Here is a 22,097-nt window from a genome sequence, read left to right as displayed (position 1 = left end):
CGGGACCCTTCCCGTTGATTCCACTGCGGGGCGCTTGCAGCCGGAGCGGCTTACCCGATCGGCATAAAGCTCACCGTTTGTCACGTTATGATACGTGGCATGTGGAACCGGTCTGCCCTTGCATGCGCCTGCCAACCAAACGGGGGGCGGGGTCTGCACATGGTGAAGGCCGCCCCCCTGAGCGGGCCATTGCGCCACGCGGCCAAGCCCCTGCCTGATATCGGGGGGGGGGAGCACAACGGGGGTACTCCCGCCACCATGGCGGCCTGCCCGCACCCCTCTCCATAAAGACAGGCCCGTCATCGGCTTTTCTCCGGGGTTGCACACGCAGCCCGCGAAAGGGATTGCGCTGCCTCTTTCTGCACCCCTTGAACCAGGGGGTGCCGGCCCATGGCGGCCTGCCCGCACCCCTCTCCATAAAGACAGGCCCGTCATCGGCTTTCCTCCGGGGCCGCGCATGCAGCCTACGGACGCGATTGCGCTGCCTCTTTCTGCGCCCCTTGAACCTGGGGGTGCCGGCACATGGCGGCCTGCCCGCACCCCTCTCCATCAAGCCAGGCCCGTCATCGGCTTTTCTCCGGGGCCGCACACGCAGCCCGCGGACGCGATTGCACTGCCTCTTTCTGCGCCCCTTGAACCTGGGGACGCCGACACATGGCGGCCTGCCCGCACCCCTCTCCATAAAGCCAGGCCCGTCACCGGCTTTTCTCCGGGGTTGCGCATGCAGCCCGCGGACGGGATTGCGCTGCCTCTTTCTGCGCCGCTTGAACCTGGGGGCGCCGGCCCCTGGCGGCCCACCACCACACCAGTCCCCACGAAGTAGCGCCCATCAGCGGCGCATGTCCGCAGGGATGCGTGCCCACACCCCATCCACCACCAAAGCACCATGAGCACCCAATTGAACATCACGCTGGCCAACTCCCGCCTCAAGGCAGGAGAAACCACCACCGTCACTTTCGCCTTCAACGAGGCCGTCACCGGCTTCACGCGCGACGACGTCGTGCTCAGCGACGCCAACGGCACGCTCGGCGAACCCACGACCAGCGACAACGGCAGGACCTGGACAGCCACCTTCACGCCCACGGCCAACGTCGAGGACAGCAGCAACACCATCAGCGTGAACCTCGCGGGCGTGACCAACACCGCAGGCACCGCCGGATCGGGCCAGGCCAGCAGCACCAACTACGGCATCGATACCCGCAGGCCCACGGTGGTCGCCATCACGGTCGCCGACATGCACCTCGGCATCGGCGAAACCACCACCGTCACCTTTACCTTCAGCGAAGCCGTCACGGACCTTGTGCTGAATGACCTCTATTACCTCTACGCAAATTGGCGAATGCTCTCTTGCAGCGACCCGCGTCCCAGCGGTACCAGTCGCACCATCTGGACCGCCACGGCGACACCCCTCGCCAACGGGGATTGCAACATCGGCGTAGACATGCGGACCGTCACCGATCTCGCGGGCAACGCCGGCTTGGAACGGACCGTCACCAACGACAGTCGAGTCATCGTCGACTTGGTACGCCCCACCGCCGCCAGCACCAACCCCATCACATTCGCCGACACCGACCTCGGGCTCGGCGAAACCACCACCGTCACCTTCCGCTTCAGCGAGGCCATCTCCGGCTTCACACTGGATGACATCGACCTCAGCCAGGCCCATGGCACGCTCAGCGGATTGCGTTCGACCTCCGGCGACGGCAGCAGCGGCGACACCTGGACGGCACTGTTCACCCCCACGGCCAACACGACCAGTCTGACCAACACCCTCGCGATCAACCTCTCCGGCGTGCGCGATATCGCGGGCAACGCCGGCCAGGGCAGTGTCCGCAGTGACAACTACACCGTCAAGACACAGCCGCCCACCGCCACCATCACGCTGGCCAACTCCCGCATCAAGGCAGGCGAAACCACCGCCGTCACCTTTACCTTCAGCGAGGCCGTCACCGGCTTCACGCGCGACGACGTCGTGCTCAGCGACGCCAACGGAACGCTCGGCGAACCCACGACCAGCGACAACGGCACAACCTGGACAGCCACCTTCACACCCACGGCCAACGTCGAGGACAGCAGCAACACCATCCGCGTGAACCTCGCGGGCGTGACCAACACCGCAGGCACCGCCGGATCGGGCCAGGCCAGCAGCACCAACTACGGCATCGATACCCGCAGGCCCACGGTGGTCGCCATCACGGTCGCCGACATGCACCTCGGCATCGGCGAAACCACCACCATCACTTTTACCTTCAGCGAAGCCGTCACGGACCTTGTGCTGAATGACCTCTATTACCTCTACGCAAATTGGCGAATGCTCTCTTGCAGCGACCCGCGTCCCAGCGGTACCAGTCGCACCATCTGGACCGCCACGGCGACACCCCTCGCCAACGGGGATTGCAACATCGGCGTAGACATGCGGACCGTCACCGATCTCGCGGGCAACGCCGGCTTGGGAAAGACCGTCACCAACGACAGTCGAGTCATCGTCGACTTGGTGCGCCCCACCGCCGCCAGCACCAACCCCATCACACTCGCCGACACCGACCTCGGGCTCGGCGAAACCACCACCGTCACCTTCCGCTTCAGCGAGGCCATCTCCGGCTTCACACTGGATGACATCGACCTCAGCCAGGCCCATGGCACGCTCAGCGGATTGCGCTCGACCTCCGGCGACGGCAGCAGCGGCGACACCTGGACGGCACTGTTCACCCCCACGGCCAACACGACCAGCCTGACCAACACCATAGCGATCAACCTCGCCGGCGTGCGCGATATCGCTGGCAACGCCGGCCAGGGCAGCGTCCGCAGTGGCAACTACGCCGTCAAGACACAGGGGCTCACCGCCACCATCACGCTGGCCGATACCGCCCTCGCTGCGGGCGAAACAACGACCGTCACCTTTACCTTCAGCGAGACCGTCACCGGCTTTACGCGCGAAGACATCGTGTTCGACGCCACCACCGGCACGCTCGGCGAACCCACGACCAGCGACAACGGCACAACCTGGACAGCCACCTTCACGCCCACGGCCAACGCCAACACCGCGACCAACACCATCCGCGTCAACCTCGCGGGCGTGAACACCGCCGCAGGCACCGCGGGCACCGGCACCGCCAGCAGCGACAACTTCATCGTGGACAGCACACCCCCGGTGATCAACACCACCACGGTCAACGGCAACCAGTTGGTGCTCACGTACACCGAAGCCAACAGCCTGGACGGGACAGCGCTCGCGGGCAATGCAGGCTTTACCGTCAGCAGCACCACGGGCACGGCCATTGCCGTGAACAGCGCCGAGGTGCATGCGACGAACAAGACCGTCACGCTCACGCTCAGCCGCGCCGTGGCCCAGGGGGAAGCGGTAAGCCTCAGCTACACCAAGCCCGCGACCGGCGCCGTGGTGCAGGACGCTGCCGGCAACGATGCGGCGGACTTCAGCAGCCGGGCTGTTACCAACAACACACCGGACACCACGCCCCCGCAGCTGATTACCACCGGCGGCGGATACCAGGCCCCCGCGATCAGCGGCTATACCGGTGATTTGGTGCTCCGATTCAACGACGCGAGCAACCTGAACGAGGACCCGGCCCGCAAGCCGGCCGCCGGGGATTTCACAGTGCTCGTGGATGGCGTCGCCAGGACGGTCACCGATGTCTCCGTGAGTGCAATAGCCAATCTCATCACATTGTCCTTGGCCACCCCCGTGACCCATGGTCAGCGCGTGACCGTCGCCTACCAGGACAGCACACCCAACGACACCAACGGCATCCAGGACACTGCCGGCAATCTCCTGACCAGCATCCCGACCACGGCGGTGCTCAACGCCCTGCCAGACACCACCGCCCCGGCGCTCAGCACCGCCACGGTCAACGGCAACCAGTTGGTCCTCACCTACACCGATACAAGCAGCCTGAACGGAGCCACGCTCGCAGGCAATGCCGGCTTTACCGTCAGCAGCGCCACGGGCGCGGCCATTGCCGTGGACAGCGCCGTGGTGCATGCGACGAACAAGACCGTCACGCTCACACTCAGCCGCACCGTGGCCAACGGGGAGACGGTGACCATCAGCTACGCCAAGCCCGCGACCGGCAATGGGGTGCAGGACACGGCCCACAACAACGCGGCGGACTTCAGCAGCCGGACTGTTATCAACACCACACCAGATACCACACCCCCGGAGTTCAGCAGCGCCACGGTCCGCGGCAACCAACTGGTGATCAGCTACACCGAAGCCAACACCCTGGACGCGACCGCGCTCGCAGGCAACGCAGGCTTTGCGGTCAGCGGCGCTGCGGGCACCGCCATTACCGTGAACAGCGCCGTGGTCAGCGCAACGGACAAGACCGTCACCCTGACGCTCAGCCGCGCCGTGGTCCAAGGTGAGGTGGTAAGCGTCAGCTACACCAAGCCCGCGACCGGCAATGGGGTACAGGACGCGGCCCACAACAACGCCGCGGACTTCAGCAGCCGGGCCGTGACGAACAACACGCCGGACCGCACGCCCCCGCAGCTGATTACCACCGGCGGCGGATACCAGGCCCCCGCGATCAGCGGCTATACCGGTGATGTGGTGCTCCGATTCAACGACGCGAGCAACCTGAACGAGGACCCGGCCCGCAAGCCTGCCGCCGGGGATTTCACAGTGCTCGTGGATGGCGTCGCCAGGACGGTCACCGATGTCTCCGTGAGTGCAATAGCCAATCTCATCACATTGTCCTTGGCCACCCCCGTGACCCATGGTCAGCGCGTGACCGTCGCCTACCAGGACAGCACGCCCACCGACACCAACGGCATCCAGGACACTGCCGGCAATCTCCTGACCAGCTTCCCGACCACGGCGGTGCTCAACACCCTGCCAGACACCACCGCCCCGGCGCTCAGCACCGCCACGGTCAACGGCAACCAGTTGGTCCTCACCTACACCGATACAAGCAGCCTGAACGGAGCCACGCTCGCAGGCAATGCCGGCTTTACCGTCAGCAGCGCCACGGGCGCGGCCATTGCCGTGGACAGCGCCGTGGTGCATGCGACGAACAAGACCGTCACGCTCACGCTCAGCCGCTCCGTGGCTCAGGGGGAGGTGGTGAGCGTCAGCTACACCAAACCCGCGACCGGCAATGGGGTGCAGGACACGGCCCACAACAACGCGGTGGACTTCAGCAGCCGGGCTGTTATCAACACCACACCGGACACCACACCCCCGGAGTTCAGCAGCGCCACGGTCCGCGACAACCAGTTGGTGATCAGCTACACCGAAGCCAATACCCTGGACGGAGCCGCTCTCGCGGGCAATGCAGGCTTTGCGGTCAGCAGCACCGCGGGCACCGCCATTGCCGTGAACAGCGCCGTGGTGAGCGCAACGGACAAGACCGTCACCCTGACGCTCAGCCGCGCCGTGGTCCAAGGTGAGGTGGTAAGCGTCAGCTACACCAAGCCCGCGACCGGCAATGGGGTACAGGACGCGGCCCACAACAACGCCGCGGACTTCAGCAGCCGGACCGTGACCAACAACACGCCGGCAACACCAGCAGCGCCAGCAGACACCACGCCCCCGGAGTTCAGCAGCGCCACGGTCCGCGACAACCAACTGGTGATCAGCTACACCGAAGCCAATACCCTGGATGCGACCGTGCTCGCGGGCAACGCAGGCTTTACCGTCAACAGCACCGCAGGTACGGCCATTACCGTGAGCAGCGCCCGCGTGAACGCAACGGCCAAGACCGTCACGCTGACGCTCAGTCGCACCGTGGCCAACGGGGAGACGGTGACCGTCAGCTACGCCAAGCCCGCGACCAGCAATGGGGTGCAGGATGCCGCCCACAACAACGCGGCGGACTTCAGCAGCCGGGCCGTAACCAACACCACGCCAGACACCACGCCCCCGGTATTCAGCAGCGCCACGGTCACCGACAACCAGCTGGTAATCAGCTACACCGAAGCCAATACCCTGGATGCGACCGTGCTCGCGGGCGACGCAGGCTTTACGGTCAGCAGCACCGCAGGTACGGCCATTACCGTGAGCAGCGCCAGCGTGAACGCAACGACCAAGACCGTCACGCTGACGCTCAGCCGCTCCGTGGCCAACGGAGAAACAGTGACCGTCAGCTACGCCAAACCCGCGACCAGCAATGGGGTGCAGGATGCGGCCCACAACAACGCCGCGGACTTCAGCAGCCGGGCCGTGACGAACAACACGCCAGCGACACCCGCAGCGCCAGCAGACACCACGCCCCCGGAGTTCAACAGCGCCACGGTCACCGGCGACCAACTGGTGATCAGCTACACCGAAGCCAACAGCCTGAACGCGGCCGCACTCACGGGCAACGCAGGCTTTACCGTGAGCAACACCGCAGGCACCGCCATTGCCGTGAGCAGCGCCAGCGTGAACGCAACAGCCAAGACCGTCACGCTGACGCTCAGCCGCGCCGTGACCAACGGAGAAACAGTGACCGTCAGCTACGCCAAACCCGCGACCAGCAATGGGGTGCAGGATGCGGCCCACAACAACGCCGCGGACTTCAGCAGCCGGGCCGTGACGAACAACACGCCAGCGACACCCGCAGCGCCAGCAGACACCACGCCCCCGGAGTTCAACAGCGCCACGGTCATCGGCGACCAACTGGTGATCAGCTACACCGAAGCCAACAGCCTGAACGCGGCCGCACTCACGGGCAACGCAGGCTTTACCGTGAGCAACACCGCAGGCACCGCCATTGCCGTGAGCAGCGCCAGCGTGAACGCAACAGCCAAGACCGTCACGCTGACGCTCAGCCGCGCCGTGACCAACGGAGAAACAGTGACCGTCAGCTACGCCAAACCCGCGACCAGCAATGGGGTGCAGGACGCGGCCCACAACAACGCCGCGGACTTCAGCAGCCGGGCCGTGACGAACAACACGCCAGCGACACCCGCAGCGCCAGCAGACACCACGCCCCCGGAGTTCAACAGCGCCACGGTCATCGGCGACCAACTGGTGATCAGCTACACCGAAGCCAACAGCCTGAACGCGGCCGCACTCACGGGCAACGCAGGTTTTACCGTGAGCAACACCGCAGGCACCGCCATTGCCGTGAGCAGCGCCGTGGTGCATGCGACGAACAAGACCGTCACGCTCACGCTCAGCCGCACCGTGGCCAACGGGGAGACGGTGACCATCAGCTACGCCAAACCCGCGACCGGCAATGGGGTGCAGGACGCGGCCCACAACAACGCCGCGGACTTCAGCAGCCGGGCCGTGACGAACAACACACCGGCAACACCAGCAGACACCACGCCCCCGGAGTTCAGCAGCGCCACGGTCCGCGACAACCAACTGGTGATCAGCTACACCGAAGCCAACGCCCTGGACGCAACCGCGCTCACGGGCAACGCAGGCTTTACGGTCAGCAGCACCGCAGGCACGGCCATTACCGTGAGCAGCGCCCGCGTGAACGCAACGGCCAAGACCGTCACGCTGACGCTCAGTCGCACCGTGGCCAACGGGGAGACGGTGACCGTCAGCTACGCCAAGCCCGCGACCAGCAATGGGGTGCAGGACGCTGCCCACAACAACGCGGCGGACTTCAGCAGCCGGGCCGTAACCAACACCACGCCAGACACCACGCCCCCGGTATTCAGCAGCGCCACGGTCACCGACAACCAGCTGGTAATCAGCTACACCGAAGCCAACACCCTGGACGCGACCGCGCTCACGGGCAACGCAGGCTTTGCGGTCAGCGGCGCTGCGGGCACCGCCATTACCGTAAACAGCGCCGCGGTAAACGCAACGGCCAAGACCGTCACGCTAACGCTCAGCCGCGCCGTGGCCCAGGGAGAAGCGGTGAGCCTCAGCTACACCAAGCCCACGACCGGCGCCGTGGTGCAGGACGCGGCCGGCAACGACGCGGCGGACTTCAGCAGCCGGGCGGTGACCAACAACACACCGGACAGAACGCCCCCGCAGCTGATTACCACCGGCACCTCAGCCCCCAGGGCCCTTGGCAGCGCGCTGATGCTCGAATTCAGCGACATGGGCAACTTGGACGCAACAGAGGTCCGCAAGCCGCTCAGCAGGGACTTCACGGTGCTTGTGGATGGCACAGCCAATGCTGTCACCTCGGTCACCGTGAATGCAAACATCAATCTCATCTCCCTGGCGCTGACCACCCCCGTGCGACATGGTCAAAGCGTGAGCGTCGCCTACAACGACAGCACGCCCGACGACACCAGCGCCATACAGGACACTGCCGGCAATCGCCTGACCAGTTTCCCTTCCACGGCGGTGGACAACCGCGCGCTGGACCGCGAGAGCCCGCAGCTGATCACCACCGGCGCCATGCGCCCCTCCGTCAACGGCAACCAGTTGGTGCTTGGCTTTAGCGACACGAGCAACCTGCTCGCGGACCTGGCCTACAAGCCGGCCACCGGGGACTTTACGGTGCTCGTCGCGGGCCTCGCGAATGCCGTCACTGCAGTCGCCGTAGACGACACGACCAAGACCATCACGCTCATACTGACCACCGCCGTGACACCTGGCCAGACAACGACCGTCGCCTACACCGACAGCACACCCAACGACACCAGCGGCATACAGGACACAAAAGGCAACAGTCTGTCCCGCTTTGCGGCCACGGAGGTCAATACAGCACCCGACACCACGCCCCCCCAACTGATCACCACCGGTGACTCTCGCCCCAGGGTCACCGGCAACATGCTGCTGATCGACTTCACCGACACAAGCGCCTCGATATCCCAGGTTCCGAGCCGATGGCCAGTCAGCGGAGACTTCACGGTGCTCGTCAATGGTGTAGCCAACACCGTCACCGAGGTTTTCTATACACACGCCAAGACCATCGCCATAGTGTTGACCACTCCCGTGCGACAGGGTCAAACCGTGACCATCTCCTACCAGGACAGCACACCCAGCGACGACAGAGGCATACAGGACACAGCAGGCAACCGCCTGACCAGCATCCCGACCACGGAGGTGAACAACAAAACAGACAACACACCCCCGGTGATCAACACCGCCACGGTCAACGGCAACCAATTGGTGCTCACGTACACCGAAGCCAACCGCCTGGACGGGGCACCGCTCACGGGCAACGCAGGCTTTACGGTGAGCAGCACCACGGGCACGGCCATTACCGTGAGCGACGCCGTGGCGCATGCGGCGAACAAGACCGTCACGCTCACGCTGAGCCGCGCCGTGACCAACGCGGAGACGGTGACCGTCAGCTACACCAAACCCGAATCCGGCGCCGTGGTGCGGGACGCTGCGGGCAACACCGCAGCAAACCTCAGCAGTCAAGCGGTGACCAACACCACGCCGGCGACACCCGCAGCACCAGCAGACACCACGCCCCCGGAGTTCAGCAGCGCCACGGTCACCGACAACCAGCTGGTGATCAGCTACACCGAAGCCAATAGCCTGAACGCAGCCGCACTCACGGGCAACGCGGGCTTTACGGTCAGCGGCACAACGGGCACCGCCATTGCCGTCAGCAGTGCCAGCGTGGACGCAACGGCCAAGACCGTCACGCTCACGCTCAGCCGCGCCGTGGCCTACAGCGAGACGGTGAACGTCAGCTACACCAAACCCACGACCGGCGCCGTGGTGCAGGACGCTGCCGGCAACGCCGCAGCCAACTTCAGCAGCCAGGCCGCGATCAACAACACACAGGACACCACGCCCCCGGTGTTCAGCAGCGCCACGGTCACCGACAACCTGCTGGTGATCAGCTACACCGAAGCCAACCACCTGGACGCGGCAGCACTCACGGGAAACGCGGGCTTTACGGTGAGCAGCACCGCGGGCACGGCCATTACCGTGAGCAGCGCCCGCGTGAACACAACGGCCAAGACCGTCACCCTGACGCTGAACCGCGCCGTGGCCAATAGCGAGACGGTGAACGTCAGCTACACCAAACCCGCGAGCGGCAATGGGATACGGGATACCGCCGGCAACGACGCAGCAAGCTTCAGCGAAAAGGTCGTGGCCCACGGCACGCCGACGCCGACGCCAACGGACACCACACCCCCGTCGCTGGACAGCGCCACGGTCAACGGCAACCAGCTGGTGCTCACGTACACCGAAGCGGGCACCCTGGACGTGGCCGCGCTCGCGGGCAATGCAGGCTTTACGGTCGGCAGCAGCAACACGCGGGCCATCACCGTCACCGGCGCCGTGGTGGACGCGACGACCAAGACCGTCACGCTGACATTGAGCCGCGCCGTGACCTACAGGGAGACGGTGGAGGTCAGCTACACCAAACCCCCGACCGGCCATGGGGTGCAGGACGCTGCCGGCAACTCTGCAGCGGACTTCAGCCTCTGGCATGTGCGCAACAACACGCCGGTGCCAGCAGACACCACGCCCCCGGTGCTCAGCAGCGCCACGGTCAACGGCAACCAGTTGGTGCTCACGTACACCGAGACCACCAGTCTGGACGCGGCCGTGCTGACGGGCGCGGCAGGCTTTACGGTAACCGGCTACGGCACGGACGGCACCTCCCCCATTCCCTGCGGAGTCTTCAGCGCTGTGGTGAATGCGGTGGCCAAGACCGTCACGCTGACACTGAGAAGCCCCGTGGGGCACGGTCAGCGGGTGAGCGTCAGCTACACCCAGCCGACGACCGGCCATGTGGTGCAGGACGCTGCCGGCAACGAAGCGGCGAACTTGCGCGACCAGGCCGTGACCAACAACACGTCAGCGGCAGCAGACACCACGCCCCCGGTGTTCCGTAGCGCCACGGTCAATGGCGACCAGTTGGTGCTCCGCTACACCGAAGCAAACAACTTGGAAGGGGCAGCGCGCGAGGGCAGCGCAGGCTTTGCGGTCAGCAGCGCCGCGGGCGCGGCCATCACCGTCACCGGTATCGTGGTGAACGCGACGACCAACACCGTCACGCTGAAACTGAGCCGCGCCGTGACCCGCGCTGAGCTGCTGACCGTCAGCTACACCCAGCCCGGGGCCGAGAACGCGGTGCAGGACGCTGCCGGCAACGCCGCGGCAAACTTCGGCAACGAGGCCGTGAGCAACGACACGCCCATACCAGAGACCACGCCCCCGGTGCTTGGCGACGTCACGGTCAACGGCAACCTGCTGGAGCTCAGCTACACCGATGCAAACAAGCTCGACGCCAACCACACCGCGCCCGCATCGGCGTTTGCGCTCAGCAGTTCCAGCGATACGGCCATCCACGTCAGCAGCGTTGCCGTCACGGCCAAGACCGTCACGCTGACGCTGAGCCGCGCCGTGGCCAGCGACGAGAAGCTCACGCTCAGCTACACCAAGCCGGCGACCGGCGACAACGTGATACAGGACGCTGCCGGCAACGACGCGGCAAGCTTCGGCAACCAGGCCGTGGAAAACCTCACGCCCGCACCCACGCCCACACCGGAACACGACCCCACCGCGCCCATACCGGAACACGACCTCGGCGCGCCCGATGCGGACCACGACGGCATGCCCGACGAGCAGGAAGATCAGGCCATCGGCCCCAGGGGCTCCGCCCGCGGCGACGGCAACGGCGACGACATTCAGGACAGCGCACAGGTCGCAGTCGCCTCCTTCCACGCCGAGACCAGCAGCCGTTCCAGCGGCACCTCGGTGACCCTGGTAGCAGACAGCCGCAACGGCATGGTCTCCCCCGGCAGCAACACCCGCATCACCAGCCTGGAGCAAAAGGCGGTCCCCGCCCAGACGACCAAGGCGCTGGAGACACCGATCGCGCTGACGAGTTTCAAGGCCACGCTGGAGACCGCCGGCAGCAGCAAGACCTTCAGCCTGTTCGTGGACTGGGGGCTGGGCGTCAACGGCTACTGGCTGCAAGACCACGGCGGCACCTGGGTGAACCTGGCGAGCAGCCCTTACGGCGGCAAGATGGTGGACGAAGCCTGGCTGTTGCGGCTGGACTTCTCGATCACCGATGGCGGCCCGTTCGACGCCGACGGCAAGGTCGACGGCGTGATCACCGCGCCCGGCGCCGCAGGGTATATGCCGCTGTCCATCGTGGGCCAGGCGCCGGATGGGGCGCCTGGCGGGTTCTGGCTCTGAAGCCGGCCCTCCCCGGATCGGCTCCGATCTCTGCGGCCATGGGCTGCCTCCTGCGCAGCGCCAGGGCCATCCACCGGGTGATGGCGCGTTCGCGAACAGGGCGGCAGCATCCGTGCGCGCATCTTGCGCCGGCGCATGGCCCTGCACCCGGCGCCAGTTCAGGGCGATGCGCCGTGCTCCCTGCGCGTGCCGCGCGCGCATCTTCAGCGAACTGCACGTCCAGCCCCAGGGAGCGCAGCCCCTACCCGATCAGCAAAAATAACGCAAGGGGGCAGTTTGAAGCGCGATAGCAATGACATTTACCAACATGCAGTTGCAGTTCATCACGGATGATGCACGGCATGCCGAACGACCTCTCTTGTGCATCGCGTTGTCGCATCCATCGACCTTTGAAGATGCGCCTCCCCAGGAACCCCCACTCAGCGGATGCGCACGGCCTGCGGACCAATCAGAACCGCCATGCGATTGAGTCCATCCGCACGGATGGCGGCCTCGGCGGCCTGCGCGTCCAGCGCGCGGGCCCACGGGAGATGGCTGCGCAGTGTCCTTGCGTCCCGCGTGACTTGCGGCCAGGCAATGGCCCCTGCGCACGGGGGAATCCAGGGCGTCGCATCGCACGCGGCAATCCGCACGTGGCACGCCGTGGTGTCGTATCAGCTACACCAAGCCCGCGACCGACGACGCGCTGCAAGACGCAGCAGACACCACGCCCCGGTACTCGACACCGCCCCGGTCAATGACGATCCCCTGATGCTCACCCCTACACCGCAAACCAACAGCCTGGACGGGACCGCGCTCGCGGGCAACGCCAGCTTGACGGTCAGCAGCGCCGCGGGCGCGGCCATCACCATGCGCCGCGCCGTGATGGACGCGACGGCCAAGACCGTCACGCTGACGCGAAACCGCGCTGCGGCCCATGGTGGAGCAGACACAAAACCCGCAGCCGGCAACAACGCACTGCAAGACGCAGCGGGCAACGACGCGGGCAATCTTGCGAACCAGCCGGTGACGAACAATTCCGCAGCCGACACCACGGCTCCGGTGCTCAGCACCGCCACGGTCAGCGGGCGCGATCTGGTGCTGAGCTACACCGAGGCGAGTGGCCTGGGTCTGGATGCGACCCATCCAGCGCCCGCGACGGCCTTTGCGGTGAGTAGCAGCCGTGGCGTCGCCATAGCCGTCGAAAGCGTCACGGTCAACGCCACGGCCAAGACCGTGACCCTGCGCCTGACCCATCCCGTGGACAGTGGCGAAGCGGTGACCCTCAGCTACACCAAGCCCGCAGCCGGCAACAACGCACTACAAGACGCAGCGGGCAACGACGCGGGCGATCTTGCGAACCAGCCGGTGACGAACAACTCCGCAGCCGACACCACGGCTCCGGTGCTCGGCACCGCCACGGTCAGCGGGCGCGATCTGGTTCTGAGCTACACCGAGGCGAGTGGCCTGGGTCTGGATGCGACCCATCCGGCGCCAGTCGCGGCCTTTGCGGTGAGTAGCAGCCGTGGCGTCGCCATAGCCGTCGAGAGCCTCACGGTCAACGCCACGGCCAAGACCGTGACCCTGCGCCTGACCCGTTCCGTGGACCGTGGCGAAGCGGTGAACCTCAGCTACACCAAGCCCATGATCGGCAACAACGTGCTGCAAGACGCAGCGGGCAACGACGCGGGCAACCTCACCAACCAGGCGGTGACGAACAACAAGCGAACAGCCTGGACGCAAGCCACGCCGCGGCCCTTGTGGTCAGCAGCGCCGCTGGCACGGCCATCACCGTCACCGACGCCGTGGTGAACGCGACGGCCAAGACCGTCACGCTGACGCTCAGCCGCGCCGTGACCAGGGGAGGCGCTGACCATCAGCTACGCCAAGCCTGCAACCGACAATGTGATCCAGGATGCGGCAGGCAACGACGCGACGGACTTCAACAGCAAGACGGTACCGGCACCTGGGCGAGCCTGGCGAGCGGCCCTTCCGGCGGCAAGATGGTGAACGAAGGCGAGCGGCTGCGACTAGACTTCTCGACCCAGGATGGCGGACCGTTCGACGCCGATGGCAAGGCCGACGGCGTCATCACCGCGCCCGGTGCCGCAGCGAATAGGTCGCTGTCCCTCATGGGGCTGGCGTCCGATGGGGCGCATGGCGGGTTCTGGTTCTGAATCTTCCATGCACCCGTGGCCACGGACGCACGGGGCCATGCCGACGTCGTGCGCTGGAATGCCGTTCACCCCGTGCCCATGGCCATGGAACGCGCTCCTTACCTGATCAAAAAAGATGGCGCAAGAAGGAGGGTTGAAGAGCGATCTCCTTGGCATTTACCGGCATGAAACGGCAATTCATCGCGGATGATGCACGGCATGCCAAATGACATCTCCCTTGCATGCATCGCCTCCCCCACCCGTTGGCAGGGGCTTGGCGCTGCTTGAACGCGCTGTGCATCGACATGCTTCCCAGGCCAGCGGACGCCGCTGCACAACGGACCCCGCCAAGTCGCAAACGACGCAGGGGGACGGCGATGTGTAGAACGCCGAACCGTCCATTCCCCGCTATAGAAACGGCTGACATCCCGGCATGCCTGGCGCATGCGCGCCCGCAGCGTCCCGTGATGACACCCCCGCCGGATCGGCAGGGGTTCAGAGCATTCAAGAAACCGTTCACGACGCTCCCCGGGGACTGCGCATGCAGCCCCTGGTCGGGGTTGCGTTGCCGGTCCTTGCACATCGGAAATGACCCCTTGGCGCACGCCGCCAGAAGGGAACAACGCGCTCCTCCGGACAAGACCGTGACCAGGTTCTGATTACCGGAACCATCCCCGCCGCGTCCCCTGCCGACAGGGAATATGCGCCAACGTACATCCACCACTGAAACACCATGACGATTAATACCCACGACACGCCCGCCGCAACGGACAACACGCCCCCTGTGATCAGCACCGCCACGGTCACCGGCAACCGGATGGTGCTCACCTATACGGAAGCCAATCACCTCGACGGGACCGCGCTCGCGGGCGACGCCGGCTTTACGGTCAGGAGCCCCGGCGGCGCAGCCATCACCGTCACCGGCGCCGTGGTGGATGCCACCGCCAAGACCGTCACGCTCACGCTGAGCCGTGCCGTGGCCCACGGCGAGGCCGTGCTCGTCAAATACACCAAGCCCGCATCCAACCCCATGGTCCAAGACGCTGCCGGCAACGACGCGGCAAGCTTCGACGACCAGGCCGTCACCAACAACACGCCTGCGGCAACGGACAACACACCCCCCGTTATCAGCACCGCCACGGTCACCGGCAACCGGATGGTGATCACCTATACCGAAGCCAATAACCTCGACGGGACCGCGCTCCCGGGCGACGCCGGCTTTACGGTCAGGAGCCCCGGCGGCGCGGCCATCTCCGTCACCGGCGCCGTGGTGGATGCCACCGCCAAGACCGTCACGCTCACGCTCAGCCGCGCCGTGGCCCACGGCGAGGCCGTGCTCGTCAAATACACCAAGCCCGCATCCGACCCCATGGTGCAGGACGCGACCGGCAACGACGCGGCAAGCTTCGACGACCAGGCCGTCACCAACAACACGCCCGCCGTAACGGACGCCACGCCCCCTGTTATCAGCACCGCCACGGTCAACGGCAACCGGATGGTGCTCACCTATACCGAAGCCAATAACCTCGACGGGGCCGCGCTCGCGGGCGACGCCGGCTTTACGGTCAGGAGCCCCAACGGCGCGGCCATCACCGTCACCGGCGCCGTGGTGGATGCGACGGCCAAGACCGTCACGCTCACGCTGAGCCGCGCCGTGGCCCACGGCGAGGTCGTGATCCTCAAATACGCCAAGCCCGTATCCGCCCCTGTGGTCCAGGACGCGGCCGGCAACGACGCGGCAAACTTCGACGACCAGGCCGTCACCAACAACACGCCTGAGACAACGGACAACACGCCCGCCGTAACGGACGCCACGCCCCCCGTTATCAGCACCGCCACGGTCACCGGCGACCAACTGGTGCTCACCTATACCGAAGCCAATAACCTCGACGGGGCCGCGCTCGCGGGCAACGCCGGCTTTACGGTCAGGAGCCCCAACGGCGCGGCCATCACCGTCACCGGCGCCGTAGTCAACGCAAGCGCCAAGACCGTCACCCTCACGCTCAGCCGCGCCGTGACCCCCAGCGAGGTCGTGGTCGTCAAATACGCCAAGCCCGCATCCGAGCATGTGGTCCAGGACGTGGCAGGCAACGACGCGGCAAGCTTCGACGAACGGGCCGTCACCAACAACACGCCCGCCACACCGGACAACACGCCCCCCGTTATCAGCACCGCCGTGGTCACTGGCAGCCATCTGGTGATCACCTATACCGAAGCCAATAACCTCGACGGGACCGCGCTCCCGGGCAACGCCGGCTTTACGGTCAGGAGCCTCAGGGGCGCGGACATCACCGTCACCCGCGCCGTGGTGGATGCGACGGCCAAGACCGTCACGCTCACGCTCAGCCGTGCCGTGGCCCGCGACGAGGTCGTGGTCCTCAAATACGCCAAGCCCGCATCCGACCCTATGGTCCAGGACGCTGCCGGCAACGACGCGGCAAGCTTCGACGACCAGGCCGTCACCAACAACACGCCTGCAACAGACGACACGCCCGCCGTAGCGGACAACACGCCCCCCGTTATCAGCACCGCCACGGTCAACGGCAACCGGATGGTGATCACCTATACCGAAGCCAATAACCTCGACGGGACCGCGCTCACGGGTGACGCCGGCTTTACGGTCAGAAGCCCCAACGGCGCGGCCATCACCGTCACCGGCGCCGTGGTGGATGCCACCGCCAAGACCGTCACGCTCACGCTGAGCCGCGCCGTGGCCCACGGCGAGGTCGTGATCCTCAAATACGCCAAGCCCGTATCCGCCCCTGTGGTCCAGGACGCGGCCGGCAACGACGCGGCAAACTTCGACGACCAGGCCGTCACCAACAACACGCCTGAGACAACGGACAACACGCCCGCCGTAACGGACGCCACGCCCCCCGTTATCAGCACCGCCACGGTCACCGGCGACCAACTGGTGCTCACCTATACCGAAGCCAATAACCTCGACGGGGCCGCGCTCGCGGGCAACGCCGGCTTTACGGTCAGGAGCCCCAACGGCGCAGCCATCACCGTCACCGGCGCCGTAGTCAACGCAAGCGCCAAGACCGTCACCCTCACGCTCAGCCGCGCCGTGACCCCCAGCGAGGTCGTGGTCGTCAAATACGCCAAGCCCGCATCCGAGCATGTGGTCCAGGACGTGGCAGGCAACGACGCGGCAAGCTTCGACGAACGGGCCGTCACCAACAACACGCCCGCCACACCGGACAACACGCCCCCCGTTATCAGCACCGCCGTGGTCACTGGCAGCCATCTGGTGATCACCTATACCGAAGCCAATAACCTCGACGGGACCGCGCTCCCGGGCAACGCCGGCTTTACGGTCAGGAGCCTCAGGGGCGCGGACATCACCGTCACCCGCGCCGTGGTGGATGCGACGGCCAAGACCGTCACGCTCACGCTCAGCCGTGCCGTGGCCCGCGACGAGGTCGTGGTCCTCAAATACGCCAAGCCCGCATCCGACCCTATGGTCCAGGACGCTGCCGGCAACGACGCGGCAAGCTTCGACGACCAGGCCGTCACCAACAACACGCCTGCAACAGACGACACGCCCGCCGTAGCGGACAACACGCCCCCCGTTATCAGCACCGCCACGGTCAACGGCAACCGGATGGTGATCACCTATACCGAAGCCAATAACCTCGACGGGACCGCGCTCACGGGTGACGCCGGCTTTACGGTCAGAAGCCCCAACGGCGCGGCCATCACCGTCACCGGCGCCGTGGTGGATGCCACCGCCAAGACCGTCACGCTCACGCTGAGCCGCGCCGTGGCCCACGGCGAGGTCGTGATCCTCAAATACGCCAAGCCCGTATCCGCCCCTGTGGTCCAGGACGCGGCCGGCAACGACGCGGCAAACTTCGACGACCAGGCCGTCACCAACAACACGCCTGAGACAACGGACAACACGCCCGCCGTAACGGACGCCACGCCCCCCGTTATCAGCACCGCCACGGTCACCGGCGACCAACTGGTGCTCACCTATACCGAAGCCAATAACCTCGACGGGGCCGCGCTCGCGGGCAACGCCGGCTTTACGGTCAGGAGCCCCAACGGCGCGGCCATCACCGTCACCGGCGCCGTAGTCAACGCAAGCGCCAAGACCGTCACCCTCACGCTCAGCCGCGCCGTGACCCCCAGCGAGGTCGTGGTCGTCAAATACGCCAAGCCCGCATCCGAGCATGTGGTCCAGGACGTGGCAGGCAACGACGCGGCAAGCTTCGACGAACGGGCCGTCACCAACAACACGCCCGCCACACCGGACAACACGCCCCCCGTTATCAGCACCGCCGTGGTCACTGGCAGCCATCTGGTGATCACCTATACCGAAGCCAATAACCTCGACGGGACCACGCTCGCGGGCAACGCCGGCTTTACGGTCAGGAGCCTCAGGGGCGCGGACATCACCGTCACCCGCGCCGTGGTGGATGCGACGGCCAAGACCGTTACGCTCACGCTCAGCCGTGCCGTGGCCCGCGACGAGGTCGTGGTCCTCAAATACGCCAAGCCCGCATCCGACCCTATGGTCCAGGACGCGACCGGCAACGACGCGGCAAGCTTTGACGAACAGGCCGTCACCAACAACACGCCTGCGACAACGGACAACACGCCCGCCGTAACGGACATCACGCCCCCCGTGATCAGCACCACCACGGTCAACGGCAACCGGATGGTGATCACCTATACCGAAGCCAATAGCCTCGACGGGACCGCGCTCACGGGTGACGCCGGCTTTACGGTCAGGAGCCCCAGGGGCGCGGACATCACCGTCACCCGCGCCGTGGTGGATGCGACGGCCAAGACCGTCACGCTCACGCTCAGCCGCGCCGTGGCCCGCGGCGAGGTCGTGATCCTCAAATACGCCAAGCCCGTATCCGCCCCTGTGGTCCAGGACGCTGCCGGCAACGACGCGGCAAACTTCGACGACCAGGCCGTCACCAACAACACGCCTGAGACAACGGACAACACGCCCGCCGTAACGGACGCCACGCCCCCTGTTATCAGCACCGCCACGGTCACCGGCGACCAACTGGTGCTCACCTATACCGAAGCCAATAACCTCGACGGGGCCGCGCTCGCGGGCAACGCCGGCTTTACGGTCAGAAGCCCCAACGGCGCGGCCATCACCGTCACCGGCGCCGTAGTCAACGCAAGCGCCAAGACCGTCACCCTCACGCTCAGCCGCGCCGTGACCCCCAGCGAGGTCGTGGTCGTCAAATACGCCAAGCCCGCATCCGAGCATGTGGTGCAGGACGCGGCCGGCAACGACGCGGCAAGCTTCGATGACCAGGCCGTTACCAACAACACGCCCGCCGCAGCGGACAACACGCCCCCCGTTATCAGCACCGCCGTGGTCACCGGCAGCCAGCTGGTGCTCACCTATACCGAAGCCAATAGCCTCCACGGGGCCGCGCTCACGGGCAACGCCGGCTTTACGGTCAGGAGCTCCACCGGCACAGCCATCACCGTCACCGGCGCCGTAGTCAACGCAAAAATCAAGACCGTCACGCTCGTACTCAGCCGCACCGTGACCCACGGCGAGGTCGTGGTCGTCAAATACGCCAAGCCCGCATCCGGCCCTATGGTCCAGGACGCTGCCGGCAACGACGCGGCAAGCTTCGACGACCAGGCCGTCACCAACAACACGCCTGAGACAACGGACAACACGCCCCCTGTTATCAGCACCACCACGGTCATCGGCAACCAACTGGTGCTCACCTATACCGAAGCCAATAGCCTCGACGGGGCCGCGCTCCCGGGCAACGCCGGCTTTACGGTCAGAAATTCCACCGGCACAGCCATCCCCGTCACCGGCGCCGTGGTGGATGCGACGGCCAAGACCGTCACGCTCACGCTGAGCCGTGCCGTGGCCCGCGGCGAGATCGTGATCGTCAAATACGCCAAGCCCGACTACGGCCATGTGGTGCAGGACGCGGCCGGCAACGACGCGGCAAGCTTCGACGACCAGGCCGTCACCAACAACACGCCAGCCGCAGCGGACACCACACCCCCCGTTATCAGCACCGCCACGGTCACCGGCGACCAGCTGGTGCTCACCTATACCGAAGCCAATAACCTCGACGGGACCTCGCTCGCGGGCAACGCCGGCTTTACGGTCAGAAGCCCCACCGGCACAGCCATCACCGTCACCGGTATCGTGGTGAATGCGATGGCCAAGACCGTCACGCTCACGCTGAGCCGCGCCGTGACCAGCGACGAGACACTCACGCTCAGCTACACCAAGCCGGCGAGCGGCGACAACGCGATACGGGACGCGGCAGGCAACCCCGCGGCAAACTCCGGCCCCCAGACCGTGGACCACCTCACGCCCGCACCGAACCACCGTGTGGACAGCGACGGTGTGTCCGACACCGAGGAAGATCAGGCCATCGGCCCCGCGGGTGCGCTCACCGGCGACGGCAACGGAGACGGCATCCCGGACAGCGCGCAGGCCGCAGTCGCCTCATTCAGTGCCACGACCAGCCGCTCCAGCACCTCGCTCACCCTGGTGGCCGACAGCCATGACGGCAAGGTTCCCTCCGACAGCAACGCCCGCATCACCGGCCTGGAGCAAAAGGCGGTGCCCACCCAAACGCCCCGGGCGCTGGAGATGCCGATCGCGCTGACCAGTTTCCAAGCCGCGCTGGACACCGCCGGCAGCAGCGAGACCTTCAGCCTGTACGTGGATCCGCAGATGGACGTCAACGGTTACTGGTTGCAGGACAACACCGACACCTGGGTGAACTTGGCCAGCAGCCCTTACGGCGGCAGGATGGTGGACCAAGGCGGGCGGCTGCGGCTGGACTTCCAGATCGAGGATGGCGGACCGTTCGACGCCGATGACGCGGCCGACGGCGTCATCACCGCGCCCGGCGCCGCAGGGAATATGCCGCTGTCCATCATGGGGCAGGCGCCGGATGGGGTGCAGGACGGGTTCTTGCTCTGAAGAAATCACCGATGCCCGCGGTGTCCAACGATCAGATGGATAGACCCACCCGGGCCAGCGCGCCGTCCATGCCCCCCGTCCAGAAGATGGCGCACTCGCGACAGGACGGCAGCATGAACGCGCCCCTTGCGCCGGCGCATGGCTTTGCGCCCGGTGCTTTCGTCACTCGCCTGAAGCAGCCTGGTTCAGGGCACTGCGCCGTATCAGGCTCCGGCTGGCGGCGCCGTGGTCCGTGCGCCTTCGTCGAACGGCACGTCGGGTATTTTGCCCAGAAAATATCAGCACAAAGTAAAACGGCTGCATTTCGCGCCATCGCAGGAAGAAAACCCTCGCCATAACTTCTTCCATCAGGAGGATTTGCAACGCATCCAGCGCAAGAAAGGCGCAGCTTCATGTGCTGCTATTTTCAGGTCATGACACGCGCGTTTTCCATGCACCAGTGATTGCGGAGGCCCTGGGCAATGCGTCCGATCCTGGTGATCGGGCGCAGGCCGTGCCGAGGCTGTCGTGCGCTGGAATGCCGTTGACCAAGGGAAAACACCTAGACCAGCAGTCCGCGTGCGCACGGCCATGGAGCGCACTGCCTACCTGATCGGTAGAAATAGCGCAAGGGGGTGAATTGAAGTGCAATATTCATGACACTTGCGGGCATGAAGTTGCAATTCATCACGCATGATGCGCGGCATGTTGAGCTCCCTCTTTCGCAAGCATTGCCTGACCACGCATGGGCCAGGGGTGAATGAAAGCCTGGGGATGTGCAAGGGGCCGAACCGTCCCCTCCCCCCTGCAAGAACTGCTGACCCCACTGCATGGCTGGCTGCCCAACGCGCCCCCACTGGCGCCCGCGCGCCGGGGTCGGACAAGGACACCGGGCGCGACCTGCCGTCTGACGCCAACCGCAGGCCTGCGCGCCACCCGCATCGCTCCGTGGCGACACCCTCGCCGGATCGGCAGGGATGCAAGGCATTCAAGAAACCGTTCA

General features: G+C 66.1%; 4 protein-coding genes. All 4 read left to right on the top strand.

Annotated elements, in window-relative coordinates; translation table 11 throughout:
• Window positions 1-886 precede the first annotated feature (886 nt).
• The 4 genes from D5041_RS08510 to D5041_RS08495 all read left to right on the top strand — a co-directional run bounded on the left by D5041_RS08510 (window position 887) and on the right by D5041_RS08495 (window position 21,115).
• Complete coding sequence (locus D5041_RS08510; RefSeq protein WP_265284417.1) at window positions 887-12,037, top strand: SwmB domain-containing protein; 11,151 nt, start codon at window positions 887-889, stop codon at window positions 12,035-12,037.
• Window positions 12,038-12,463: 426 nt separating this feature from the next.
• Entirely contained in the window at window positions 12,464-13,828 is a 1,365-nt protein-coding gene (locus D5041_RS08505) for a SwmB domain-containing protein (RefSeq protein WP_321162164.1), read from the top strand.
• Window positions 13,777-14,193, top strand: coding sequence for a choice-of-anchor U domain-containing protein (locus D5041_RS08500; RefSeq protein WP_265284415.1), 417 nt, complete (start codon window positions 13,777-13,779; stop codon window positions 14,191-14,193). Before D5041_RS08505 ends, D5041_RS08500 begins: the two co-directional genes overlap by 52 nt.
• Before the next feature lie 712 nt (window positions 14,194-14,905).
• Window positions 14,906-21,115 (top strand): SwmB domain-containing protein, encoded by a 6,210-nt coding sequence (locus D5041_RS08495; protein ID WP_265284414.1) that lies wholly within the window; start codon window positions 14,906-14,908, stop codon window positions 21,113-21,115.
• The last annotated feature ends 982 nt before the right edge of the window (window positions 21,116-22,097 follow it).

The sequence above is a fragment of the Verminephrobacter aporrectodeae subsp. tuberculatae genome (genome assembly GCF_026127385.1).
Lineage (GTDB): Bacteria > Pseudomonadota > Gammaproteobacteria > Burkholderiales > Burkholderiaceae_C > Acidovorax > Acidovorax aporrectodeae.
The sequence above is the reverse complement of the archived record's forward strand: the minus strand, read 5'-3'. Positions and strand labels throughout refer to the sequence as shown.